The sequence below is a fragment of the Burkholderia sp. AW49-1 genome (assembly GCF_053427845.1).
This window is the reverse complement of sequence record NZ_JBSAXF010000001.1, coordinates 556,506-567,733: the sequence shown is the minus strand read 5'-3', so window position 1 is coordinate 567,733 and position 11,228 is coordinate 556,506. Positions and strand designations below refer to the sequence as shown.

The 11,228-nt window shown below is 69.1% G+C and carries 10 protein-coding genes; 4 read left to right on the top strand and 6 right to left on the bottom strand.

Features of this window, described 5'->3' with window-relative positions:
- Nucleotides 1–80: 80 nt before the first annotated feature.
- From ACV22W_RS02370 to ACV22W_RS02355, 4 genes are read right to left on the bottom strand one after another with little or no spacing between them, the layout of a single operon-like run.
- The gene (locus ACV22W_RS02370; RefSeq protein ID WP_448017563.1) at nucleotides 81–728 is read right to left on the bottom strand and encodes an isochorismatase family protein; all 648 of its coding nucleotides are present in this window, start codon (nucleotides 726–728) and stop codon (nucleotides 81–83) included.
- A gap of 19 nt (nucleotides 729–747) precedes the next feature.
- Nucleotides 748–1,788, bottom strand: a complete 1,041-nt coding sequence (locus ACV22W_RS02365) for a 2,5-dihydroxypyridine 5,6-dioxygenase (RefSeq protein ID WP_448017562.1) — start codon at nucleotides 1,786–1,788, stop codon at nucleotides 748–750.
- 44 nt (nucleotides 1,789–1,832) lie between these two features.
- Complete coding sequence (locus ACV22W_RS02360) at nucleotides 1,833–2,663, bottom strand: alpha/beta fold hydrolase (protein ID WP_448017561.1); 831 nt, start codon at nucleotides 2,661–2,663, stop codon at nucleotides 1,833–1,835.
- A gap of 26 nt (nucleotides 2,664–2,689) precedes the next feature.
- The gene (locus tag ACV22W_RS02355) at nucleotides 2,690–3,442 is read right to left on the bottom strand and encodes a maleate cis-trans isomerase family protein (protein ID WP_448017560.1); all 753 of its coding nucleotides are present in this window, start codon (nucleotides 3,440–3,442) and stop codon (nucleotides 2,690–2,692) included.
- 295 nt (nucleotides 3,443–3,737) lie between these two features.
- On the opposite strand from ACV22W_RS02355, the gene ACV22W_RS02350 reads away from it, so the two are divergent.
- The 4 genes from ACV22W_RS02350 to ACV22W_RS02335 all read left to right on the top strand — a co-directional run bounded on the left by ACV22W_RS02350 (nucleotide 3,738) and on the right by ACV22W_RS02335 (nucleotide 8,571).
- A complete protein-coding gene (locus tag ACV22W_RS02350; RefSeq protein ID WP_448017559.1) occupies nucleotides 3,738–4,901 on the top strand; it encodes an FAD-dependent monooxygenase in 1,164 nt (387 codons plus the stop codon).
- Between the two features lie 189 nt (nucleotides 4,902–5,090).
- Nucleotides 5,091–5,597, top strand: coding sequence for a (2Fe-2S)-binding protein (locus ACV22W_RS02345; protein WP_448017558.1), 507 nt, complete (start codon nucleotides 5,091–5,093; stop codon nucleotides 5,595–5,597).
- Entirely contained in the window at nucleotides 5,587–8,022 is a 2,436-nt protein-coding gene (locus ACV22W_RS02340; protein ID WP_448017557.1) for a c-type cytochrome, read from the top strand. The genes ACV22W_RS02345 and ACV22W_RS02340 overlap by 11 nt, the downstream gene beginning before the upstream one ends.
- A 216-nt stretch (nucleotides 8,023–8,238) precedes the next feature.
- Nucleotides 8,239–8,571, top strand: a complete 333-nt coding sequence (locus tag ACV22W_RS02335; protein ID WP_448017556.1) for a hypothetical protein — start codon at nucleotides 8,239–8,241, stop codon at nucleotides 8,569–8,571.
- Nucleotides 8,572–8,681: 110 nt separating this feature from the next.
- Here the strand turns inward: ACV22W_RS02335 and mmsB are convergent, their stop codons facing one another.
- Together mmsB and ACV22W_RS02325 are read right to left on the bottom strand one after the other, a co-directional pair.
- Nucleotides 8,682–9,572, bottom strand: a complete 891-nt coding sequence (gene mmsB / locus ACV22W_RS02330) for a 3-hydroxyisobutyrate dehydrogenase (protein WP_448017555.1) — start codon at nucleotides 9,570–9,572, stop codon at nucleotides 8,682–8,684.
- A gap of 13 nt (nucleotides 9,573–9,585) precedes the next feature.
- On the bottom strand, nucleotides 9,586–11,112 hold the full coding sequence (locus ACV22W_RS02325; RefSeq protein ID WP_448017554.1) for a CoA-acylating methylmalonate-semialdehyde dehydrogenase: 1,527 nt from the start codon (nucleotides 11,110–11,112) through the stop codon (nucleotides 9,586–9,588).
- Nucleotides 11,113–11,228: the final 116 nt, after the last annotated feature.

The following is an 11,228-nucleotide window of genomic DNA, read 5'->3' as shown; positions in this document are numbered from 1 at the left end:
CGTCAATCGCACGCGGGGGAAGGGTAGGGCGCGGACGGCGGCCAGGCCGCCGCCCTCGCGGCACGGAGCGGCGTGGCGGCTCAGCGCGCGTGCACGGCATCGATCGCCGCGATCGCATCGTCGAGCGGCATCACGGCTGCATATTTCTGCTGCATGTCGAACAGGTTCGCGTCGTGCGGCGCGATCGCGCGATCGCCGACGCAATCGGCGAGCACGAGCGGACGGAACCCGTGCGACATCGCGTCGACCACGCTTGCGCGCACGCAACCGCTCGTCACCGCGCCGGCAACGAGCAGCGTCTGGACCGCGCGCTGCGCGAGCCACGGTGCGAGCTGCGTGCCGAAGAATGCCGACGGCACTGTCTTGCGCACGACGAGTTCGCCGGCGGCAGGCGTGAGTTCGGGCACGATCGCGCTGTTCGGATGGTGCTCGGTCAGCGTCGCCATGCCCGGCACCTTCAGCGAGAACACGTTGTCGTCGCTGCCGTCGTCCGCGTATACGATGCGGCTGTGCGCGACCGGCCAGCTGCGTTCGCGCGCGAGCGCGAGCGCCCGCGTCGTGCGCGCGATCGCCGGCGCGATGTTGCCGCCGCCGAACGTCGCGGGATCGGCGAAGCCGACCACGAAGTCGACGATCAGCAGTCCGATGTTGCCGTGCGGCGGCAGCGGCGTGCCGAAACCCTGCTGGCGGTAGACGTTCGCTTCGGCGTGGTGGGAGAGGTCGGTCATGGTGTCGGGCACTCGTCTGTCAGGCGGGTTGATCGGTCACGCGGCCCTCGCGCACGACGGTCTCGCCGTCGAGCTCGACCGTGCAGCGGCGCAGCGGGATGTCGATGTGGCAGGTGGTCGTGCGGTTGCCGCCACCTTCGTTGTTCGGGCCGAGCGAGAACAGGAAGTTGCCTTCGAACGCGCGCGCATCCATCCCGATCGTCGCCTCGCGGTCGTACAGGCCGAGTGTCGACCAGCGCGCACGCGGCTGCAGCCCCCAGCCGATGTGCGAGATCGCGTAGCCTTCCGGGTCGGCGAAGGTTTCCATGTAGTCGCGCAGCAGGTCGGCATCCACGCCACCTTCGATGCGCGTCGCGTAACCGCCTTCGACGGTCAGCGCGACCGGCTCGCTCACGTAGTGCTTCTGCGGCAGCAGGATGTCGCCTCGATCGATCACGATCGTGCCGCGCGCGGTGCGGTCGTTCGGGTAGGTCAGCGCGAAGCCGCTGGGCCAGTGGTCCCAGCGCCCCGGCGCGTCGACGAATCCGTATTCGGCGGTCGGCGGGAAATCGCCGAGCGGGCACACGAGCGCGGTGCCGGCCGAGGAGGTCACGCGCATCTCGCGCGCGGCGGAGATTTTTTTTGCGGCGCCGAGCACGCGCGTGCGGTCGGCCAGCGTCGGCACCATGCGCACAAGCACCTCGGGCGGCTCGACCGCGAGCAGGATCTTCGTGCCGGACTTCAGGATGTCGTGCTGCTCGGGCGAGAACAGCAGCGTCATCAGGTCGAGCACGAGGTCGCTCTCGCGCAGTGCGGCGATCGCGGCTCGGTTGCCGGTCAGCGGGGTCGTGCCGAGATACGCGAGCGGGTCGCGGCTGAACGCCTTCTCGCTGTTCACCGGTGGCAGGTCGAGCCGGTTGACGACCGCGCCCATCGATTGCGTCGCGATCAGTGCGCACGATAGCGTCTGCGGGTGGGTGGCCGCGCTCGTCAGGATCGTGACGGTCTGGCCCGGTTCGAGGCGCGACAGCGTGAGCACCTGCTTCCACGCGTCGATCAATTGATAGTCGCTGACTGGCATCGTCGGCTCCGGTAAAGGCATGAAGGGAAAAGGCGCGACGCGAATCAGGCCGCGAGCGGCGCGCCGAGGAAGTCGCCGAAGGCCGCGTAGAAGCCTGCGGCGTTGTCCCACGGGATCATGTGGCCGGCATCGGGCACGCGCACGTGCCGCATCGACGGCATCGCGCGCTGCAATTCGGCGACGTCGTCGTCGCGCACCACGTCGCCGCGCTCGGCCGTGATCAGCAGCGACGACACGGTCAGTCGCGCGGCATCCGCGTGGAAGTCGTCGGTGTGGAAGCCTTCGTACGACGCGCGCACCGCGCGCTCGTCGCAGGTATGCAACCATTCGGCGCGCAGTTGCAGTTCGGCATCGGTCCAGGTCGGGCAGAACGCGCGCATCCCTTCGGCGTCGACGCCGGCGCGCGCAAGTGCCATCGAGTCGATGTACCACGGCAGCTTGCCCGGATAGTCGCGACGGTTCGGGCCCGATACCGGCGGATCGACGAGCACGACCGACTCGAGCCCGCCGATGTCGCGCTGCGCCGCGCGCGCGGCGATCCGCGCACCCATCGAATGGCCGACGAGGCTCGTGCGCGGCAGGCCGAGCGCGGCGACGAGCGCCGCGACGTCGTCGGCCTGCGCGTCGAGGCTGTAGTCGAGCGACGGCGACGCGTCGGACAGCCCGCGGCCGCGCACGTCGAGCACATAAGTGTCGAACGCCGCGCCGAACACTTCGCCGACGAAGCCCCATGTGATCGCAGGGCTCGTGATGCCGGGAATCAGCACGATCGCGGGTCGCGACCCGCGCGCGCCCGTCGCGCCGCCGTAGCGCAGGTAGTGCTGGCGGATGCCGTTCGCGCGGACGTTCGCGCCGTACAGGAATGTCGAGGACATGGAGAGGCTCCGAAGTAGCGGGGTGCTCAATACGCGCCGGACAGCAGCGCGCCGGCGCCGGGCACGATCGGTTCGAGATCGAGTTCGCGCAGCATCGCGTAGGTCGTCGCGATCGCGGCGGTGATCACGGGCTTGCCCGTCATCGCCTCGACCTTCGCGACGGCCGGCAGCGACGGCATTTGCACGCAAGCGGACAGCACGATCGCATCGGCGTCCTGGTATGGCAGCGTCTTCACGATGTCGGGCAGGCGTGCCGGGTCGTGGCGGCCGACGTCGAGGTTGTCGGGAATCTCGAGCGCGCGGTACGCGATCACGTCATAGCCTTCGTTGCGGATGTAGTCGACCACGAGTTCGGTCAGCGGCAGCATGTACGGCGCGACCACCACGATGCGCTTCGCGCCGATCACCTTCAATGCGTCGACGAGCGCGCCCGCGCTCGTCAGCACCGGTGCCTGCGCGCCGTTGTCGGCCGTGTGCTTCGTGAGGCGCGCCTGCGACGCGCGGTGATAGCCGCGGCCCATCGCCATGATCGCGACGAGGCACGCGTAGCCGAGCACGTCGACGCGCGCATCGCTCAATTCCAGCGCGCAGCGGTCGGATTCGGCATCCATCGCTGCGAGTTCTTCCTTGACGACCTTCTTCATCCGCATCCGGCTCGAGTGATACGTGAAGCGCTCGGGCCGGATCGCCTCGCGCAACCGCAGCATCGCAGGAATCTCGGTTTCCATCGTCGTGTTGGAACTCGGCACGATCTGGCCGATGCGGTAGGTCTTGCTCATGACGGGAGGCTCCGTGTCGGTAAGGGTGGGGCGGCGCTTGCGCGAGGTCGCCTGGTTTCGAGCAAAGTCTAGTGTGTACATTTGAAAATGGCAATGGATCAAAATGATTGCCGTCTGGCATTCATCGTTGGTGATTACGTGTTTGTTGAGGGTAACTGGTGTTTTCCCGAATGCGTCGATCACGTCAACAATCCGCTTGTCCTGAATAAATTGAGTGTGTACGCTACATAAACGCCATTCAATCCGCCCGTTCTCGCGCCGCGTTCGGCGACGGGCTCACGATCAGGAGATCCGCATGAGCAAACCCCGTATCGCAATCATCGGCGCCGGTCTCGGCGGCACGGCCGCCGCGGCGCTGCTGCAGCGCCGCGGCTACGATGTCGCGCTGTACGAGCAGGCGCCGGCGTTCTCGCGCCTTGGCGCGGGCATCCATCTCGGCCCGAACGTGATGAAGATCATGCGGCGCATCGGCTGCGAGGACGCGCTGGAGACGATGGGTTCGCATCCGGATTACTGGTACAGCCGCGACTGGCGGACCGCCGACGTGCTGTCGCAGATTCCGCTCGGCGACTACGCGCGCAAGACTTATGGCGCGAGCTATTTGACCGTGCATCGCGGCGATTTCCATGCGCTGATGACGCAGGCGGTGACGCCCGGCACGATCCGTTTCGGCAAGCGGCTCGCGTCGGTGGAGGACACCGGCGACGCGGTGCGCCTGACGTTCGCCGACGGCAGCGTCGAGACGGCCGACATCGTGATCGGCGCGGACGGCGTGAATTCGCGCATCCGCGAGCATCTGCTCGGCGCGGAACCGCCGCGCTATACGGGCTACGTCGCGCATCGCGCGGTGTTCCCGGCATCGCTGCTCGGCAACAAGCCGTACGACATGTGCGTGAAGTGGTGGTCGGAGGATCGTCACATGATGGTCTACTACGTGACCGAAAAGCGCGACGAGTACTACTACGTGACGGGCGTGCCGCAGGCCGAGTGGCCCGAAGGCGTGTCGATGGTCGACAGCAGTCGCGATGAAATGCGCGAGGCGTTCGCGGGTTTCCATGCCGACATCCAGCATCTGATCGACGTGTCGCCGTCGATCACCAAGTGGCCGCTGCTCGAACGCGACCCGCTGCCGTTGTGGAGCCGCGGCCGTCTCGTGCTGCTCGGCGATGCGTGCCATCCGATGAAGCCGCACATGGCGCAGGGCGCGGCGATGGCGATCGAGGATGCGGCGATGCTCGCGCGTTGTCTCGACGAAGTCGGCATCGGCGATCACGCGGGTGCGTTCGCGCTGTATGAGGCGAATCGCGCGGCGCGTGCGTCGAAGGTGCAGCTCGTGTCGCACAACAACACATGGCTGCGCACCAACGAGGATCCGTCGTGGGTGTTCGGCTACGACGTGTTCGACGTACCGCTCGTGTCGCCGTCGCCGTCGCGCGGCGACGTGGCGGCCGTCGCCTGACGCACATGCGATGTCCGCGCCGGATGCCGCGCCGCCGTGTCGACGCGGCGGCACGCGCGCATTTCGGCGTGTTATACGTGAGCCGTGCGCGCGACGCTGGCCGTCGCGAGCCGGCGGCCGTGTCCGCCGCCGGTTCCAGACCTCGGCCCGCCGGTCGTCCGGCCCGCGCCCCGCATTCCGGATTCATTCATGTCCCATCCCGCTTCTTCGTCGCGGCCGCTCGCGTTCCGCGTGAACGGCATGCCGCACACGTTCGACGCAGCCGCGCCCGACGCCCCGCTGCTGCTGATCCTGCGCAACGACTGCGCGCTCAACGGACCGAAGTACGGCTGCGGGTTCGGGCAGTGCGGCGCGTGCACGGTGCTGATCGACGGGCAGGCAACGCGCGCGTGCGTCGTGCCGGCCGCCGCCGCGCACGGGCGCGACGTGACGACGCTCGAAGGGCTCGGCTCGCGCGATGCGCCGCATCCGATCCAGCGCGCGTTCATCGACGAGCAGGCCGCGCAGTGCGGTTATTGCCTGAACGGGATGATCATGAGCACGAAAGCGCTGCTCGATCGCAATCCCTCCCCGGACGATGCGGCGATCCGCGACGCGCTGCGCTTCAATCTTTGCCGCTGCGGCACGCACCTGGAGATCATCCGCGCGGTGCATCGGGCCGCGCGCTATCTGCGGGATGACGGCGATGAAGCATGACCCGGGCGTGCCCGCGCAGCCCGAAACCGATGAGGGCGATGTGCGATGCGATGACGTGATGGCCGGTTCGGCGCGGCGTGCGGACGACGCGGTGCGCACGCACCGCGCGCGCTACGAGTGGCCGATCGGCGATGCGCGCACGCACGCGTCGTTCGATGTCGAAACACGGACCGCCGCCGACGGCCGGTTGACGACGTGGCGCTATCGCGCGCAGGCCGACACGGTGGCGGACGCGCGGCGCGCGATGGCGGAGGATGGCGCGTCGGCGCCATCGTCGCCGTTCGTCTATCGACATGCGCGGACGTCGATCGAGATGGCCGACACCCGCCACGCGATTCCCGGCCACGCGCACGCATTCGCGCGCGAATCGTTCATCGACGAGCTGGCCGGTGCGCTGAAGCGCGATCCGGTCGCACTGCGCCTGCAGCATCTCGATGCGTCTCGCGATGCGGGGCCGCGCGAAATTATCCGGATGGTCAGCGAACGCGCCGCGTGGGGCGAACCGGCGACGGCACGCATGCATGACCGCTCGAGCGGACGCGGCTTTGCATTCGACGGTGCCGGTGCGCCCGATGCATCCTCCGCGGACGAAACCGCGCAAGCCGATGCGGGCCGTGACAACGCCCCGCACTGGTCGGCGTGGGTCGTCGATCTCGACGTTGATCGTGCGACGGGCGACGTCGCGGTGCGCCGCGTCGTCGCCGGGCAGGGCGCGGGCGAACCCGGGCAGGCGTCGATGGCGGGCTTGCCCGCATGGCAGATCGAGGCGGCGATTTCGCGCGTGATGGGCGCGCGGCTGTCCGCGCGGCCGGCACATGACGAAACCGGCGGCGATGTCGCGCCGGATGCGATCGCGCATGAGCTCGTCGCGTTCGACGACGCCGCGCCGGGCGCGAATCGCGCCCGCTCGCTGTCGGCATACGATGCGCAGCGGATCGAGCAGGCGGCCGCGCCGGCCGCGGCCGCGATCGCGAACGCGCTGCACGACGCGACGGGCGTGCGTTTTCGCGCGCCGCCGTTCGATGCCGCACGCATTCGCGAGGCGCTGGCTCGACCGGTGCCGGTCGATTCGGGCGAAAGCCGTTCCGGCACGCCGCGTCGCGCGTCGTCGCGCTGGCGCCGCTGGCTGGCCGGAGGCGGCGCGGGCGGGGTCGTCGGCGGGCTGATCGGGCTCGCGTGCGCGATCCTGCCGGGCCCGGCGCCGATCGCGCCGGTCGCATCGGGCGGTGCGGACGGCGCGATGTGGAGCGCGGCGACGCTCGAACGCGGCCGCCTGATCGCGCTCGCCGGCGACTGCGCGGTCTGTCATACCGCGCCCGGCGGCGCGCCCAACGCGGGCGGTCTCGCGCTCGACACGCCGTTCGGCACGATCTACACGACCAACATCACGCCCGATCCGGAAACCGGCATCGGTGCATGGTCGTATCCGGCGTTCGCGCGTGCGATGCGCGAAGGCATCGGCCGCGACGGCTCGCATCTGTATCCGGCGTTTCCGTACACCGCGTTCGCGAAGCTGAGCGAATCCGACCTGCTCGCGCTCTACGCATATCTGATGTCGCAGCCGCCAGTGGCGCATGCACCGCCGAAGACGAAGCTGCCGTTCCCGCTCGACCAGCGGCGCCTTGTCGCCGGATGGAACTGGCTGTTTCACGACACGCGGCCGTTCGCGCCGGACCCGGCGCGCTCCGCGACGTGGAATCGCGGCAAGTATCTGGTCGACGGCGCCGGGCACTGCGGCGCATGCCACACGCCGCGCAATGCGCTCGGCGCGGAACGGGGCGGGCGCGCTTATCTGGCCGGCGGCGATGCCGAGGGATGGGTCGCGCCGCCGCTCGTCGCGTCGCCGGCGTCGCCGGTGCCGTGGACCGAAGGCGCGCTGTTCGACTATCTGCGCACCGGCTTCTCCGCGCAGCACGGCGTCGCGGCCGGGCCGATGGCGCCGGTGGTCGCAGGGCTCGCGGTGCTGCCCGAATCGGATGTCAGGGCGATCGCGCATTATTTGACGTCGCTGTCGCCGCCCGTCGATGCGGCCGTGGCGGCCGACGCGGCGACCCGCCGTGCGCTCGGCGCGCAAGCCGTCGCGACGCTCGGCCTCGAGAGCGGCCGGCGCGCGTTCGACGCCGCGTGCGCGGTCTGTCACGCGGAAGCGGGCGGGGTTGGGCATTTCGGCGTGCGTCCGCTGATGGGGCTCAACACGAGCGTCAGCCAGGCGGCACCCGACAACCTGCTGCGTGTGCTGCACGACGGGATCGACCATCCTGCCACCGACGCGCTCGGCTACATGCCGGGCTTCCGCGACGCGTTCGACGACCGGCAGATGGCCGAGCTCGCCGCGTACATCCGCGCGCGCTACGCGCCCGGTCAACCGGCGTGGCGAAACCTGGAGGAAGCCTCGGCGAGAATCAGGCAGGCGCGCTCGCACTGACCGGTGCGCGTGAAGAAGCCGCACGGCAGCCGGGAAAAGCGACACACGGGGCAACGCCGGGCGCGACGCGGGCCGTAAATCTTGCCGGGCGCCCCCATCGTTTAACCATTCGAAACAATGTGTTCACCGAAAAGGGCATGATCTCCGGCAATCTGGCAGGCATACTGTCGCCTATGTTGCTCAATGCCGTCGAATCGACGTGCGCCTGCCCTCCCCATGTCCATCTCTGTACCTTTTCGATCCTTGCGAGGGTTGACCATTGCGGCCGCTGCATGTCTGCTCGCCGCGTGTTCGACCGCTTCCGACGTGACCACGACGTCGAACCCGAACGTCTTCACCGTGACGACGCGCACGCTCGGCGTGTCGACGACGTGGGCCGATGCCCATGAAAAAGCCGTCAACGAAGCGACCAACTACTGCACGCAGCGCGGCATGCGCGCGAGCCTGAAGCAGGAGTCCGTGACCGGCGGCCGCCGCGTCGACGCGCGCTCGGAACTCGCGTTCGAGTGCCATCCGACCTTCGAGACGGCGTCGAACCCGCGCGGATAAGCGCCGCGTCGCCCGCGCGGCCGTGGTCCACGCCCGCGCTGCTCCGGAAGTGAATCGACCCGCGATGCCGTTGACGAGCATCGCGGGTCGGCGCACGTCCGTCGGACGCGTTACGCGGGCTGCGCCTCGTACAGCTTCACGCACGCGGAGAAGTCGAGCGTGCCGAGCCCCTGCTGGCTCATCGACTGATAAAGCTGCTGCGCGAGCGCGCCCATCCATACCGGCTGCCGTGCGCTGCGCGCGGCTTCGGTCGCGAGCCCGAGATCCTTCAGCATCAGGTTCGCGGCGAAACCGCCCGAGTAGCCGCGCGCGGCGGGCGCCGCGCCGTTCACGCCCGGGTACGGGTTACAAGCGTCCGAACTCCAGCAGCGGCCGGTCGACGTGTTGATGATGCCGGCCAGCACGGCCGGATCGATGCCGAGCGCGGCACCGAGCGCCATCGCTTCCGACACGCCCATCATCGAGATCCCGAGCAGCAGGTTGTTGCAGATCTTCGCGATCTGCCCGGTGCCCGTACCGCCGCAGCGCACGACGTTCTTCCCCATGTCGAGCAGCACCGGGCGGATGCGCTCGAACAGCGCGCTTTCCGCGCCGACCATGAAGGTCAGCGTGCCGGCCTGCGCGCCGCCGGTGCCGCCCGACACCGGCGCATCGGCGAGCGGGAAGTCGCGCTGCGCGGCAGCGTCGGCCACCGCGCGCACGGTGGCCGGATCGATCGTGCTGCAGTCGACGAACGTCGCGCCGGCGCGCGCGCCGGCCAGCACGCCGTCGTCGCCGAGATACACCGCGTGCACGTGCTGCGCGGCCGGCAGCATCGTGATCACCAGCGACGCGCGGGCGGCCGCGTCACGCGGCGACACGGCCGCCGTCGCGCCCGCGCGCACGGCGGTGTCGACCGCGTTCGCATCGAGGTCGAACACCGTCAGCGCGTGGCCGGCCTTGAGCAGGTTGGCGGCCATGGGGCCGCCCATGTTGCCGAGTCCGATGAATGCGATTTCCATGTTCGGACTCCTGTCAGCGCAGCGCGATCGTCGTGTTCACGGCGCCGGCCGTCGCGTCGTCGTCGAACCAGCGCGCGGTGACCGTCTTCGTCTGCGTGTAGAACTGCACGACCTGCTTGCCGTACGGGCCGAGATCGCCGAGCTTCGAGCCGCGCGAGCCGGTGAAGCTGAAGTAGGGGACCGGCACCGGGATCGGGATATTGATGCCGACCTGGCCGACGTCGATTTCGCTCTGGAACTTGCGCGCGGCCGCGCCACTCTGCGTGAAGAGGCCGACACCGTTGCCCATCGGGTTGCGGTTCACGAGCGCGATCGCTTCGTCGAGCGTGTCGACTTCCATCACGACCACCACCGGCCCGAAGATTTCTTCCGTGTAGATCGACATGTCGGCCGTCACACCCGAGAAGATCGTCGGGCCGACGAAGTTGCCGTGCTCGTAGCCGGGCACCTTCACGTCGCGGCCGTCGAGCAGCAGCGTCGCGCCTTCCTTCACGCCCGCGTCGATCAGCGACAGGATGCGCGCCTTCGCCGCCTTCGATACGACCGGGCCGACATCCGTGCCGGCTTCGGCGCCGGCGTTGACCTTCAGCGCCTTCGCCTTCTCGACCAGATCGGGCAGCCAGTCGCGCGCCTTGCCGACCAGCACGACGACCGACGTCGCCATGCAGCGCTGGCCGGCCGCGCCGAAGCCCGCACCGACCAGCGCGTTGATCGACTGCTCGCGATGCGCATCCGGCAGCACGACCGCGTGGTTCTTCGCGCCCATCATCGACTGCACGCGCTTGCCGTGCTGGCTGCCGAGGTTGTACACGTGCGTGCCGACGCGCGTCGAGCCGACGAACGAGATCGCCTTGATGTCCGGGTGCGTGCAGAGGCGATCGACCACCGTCTTGCCGCCGTGCACGACGTTCAGCACGCCCTTCGGCACGCCGGCCTCGATCGCGAGCTCGACGAGCTGCATCGTCGACAGCGGGTCCTGCTCGGACGGTTTCAGCACGAACGTGTTGCCGCACACGATCGCCATCGGGAACATCCACAGCGGGATCATGCCGGGGAAGTTGAACGGCGTGATGCCCGCGCACACGCCGATCGGCTGGCGCAGCGTGTAGGTGTCGACGCCGCCCGCGACGTTCTCCGCGAACTCGCCTTGCTGCAGCGTGCCGATCGAGCATGCGTGCTCGACCACTTCGAGGCCGCGGAAGATGTCGCCCTGCGCATCGGGCAGCGTCTTGCCTTGCTCGGCCGTCAGCGTGTGCGCGATCCGTTCGAGATTGCGGCGCACCAGATCCTGGAACTTCAGCATGATGCGCAGCCGCGCGCCGATCGGCGTCGTCTTCCAGGTCTGGAACGCGCGCTGCGCGGACGCGATCGCGGCATCGACCTCGTCCAGCGTCGCGTACGGCACGCGGCCGATCACTTCCTGCGTCGCGGGGTTGACGATGTCGCCCCATTCGGCGCTTTGCGATTCGACGAACGCGCCGTCGATCAGCAGCTTGGCGGTGGGCAGGGCGAGGGTGGTCTGGGGAACTGCGGCGTTCATGGAACTCTCCGGAAAACGTTGGTGCGAAGAAAATGGGTGGCCTGCGTCCGTCGAGCGTTCGGCAACGGCGGACGGCAAGTCGAATTGAAACCGGGTAAAAGACGGGCCGGCGTGCG

Coding starts and splice junctions, on each gene's coding strand:
- ACV22W_RS02360 (WP_448017561.1), bottom strand. CDS start 2,663: ATGTCCTCGACATTCCTGTACGGCGCGAACGTCCGCGCGAACGGCATC.
- ACV22W_RS02365 (WP_448017562.1), bottom strand. CDS start 1,788: ATGCCAGTCAGCGACTATCAATTGATCGACGCGTGGAAGCAGGTGCTC.
- ACV22W_RS02335 (WP_448017556.1), top strand. CDS start 8,239: ATGTCCATCTCTGTACCTTTTCGATCCTTGCGAGGGTTGACCATTGCG.
- ACV22W_RS02345 (WP_448017558.1), top strand. CDS start 5,091: ATGTCCCATCCCGCTTCTTCGTCGCGGCCGCTCGCGTTCCGCGTGAAC.
- ACV22W_RS02350 (WP_448017559.1), top strand. CDS start 3,738: ATGAGCAAACCCCGTATCGCAATCATCGGCGCCGGTCTCGGCGGCACG.
- ACV22W_RS02325 (WP_448017554.1), bottom strand. CDS start 11,112: ATGAACGCCGCAGTTCCCCAGACCACCCTCGCCCTGCCCACCGCCAAG.
- ACV22W_RS02370 (WP_448017563.1), bottom strand. CDS start 728: ATGACCGACCTCTCCCACCACGCCGAAGCGAACGTCTACCGCCAGCAG.
- ACV22W_RS02355 (WP_448017560.1), bottom strand. CDS start 3,442: ATGAGCAAGACCTACCGCATCGGCCAGATCGTGCCGAGTTCCAACACG.
- ACV22W_RS02340 (WP_448017557.1), top strand. CDS start 5,587: ATGAAGCATGACCCGGGCGTGCCCGCGCAGCCCGAAACCGATGAGGGC.
- mmsB (WP_448017555.1), bottom strand. CDS start 9,572: ATGGAAATCGCATTCATCGGACTCGGCAACATGGGCGGCCCCATGGCC.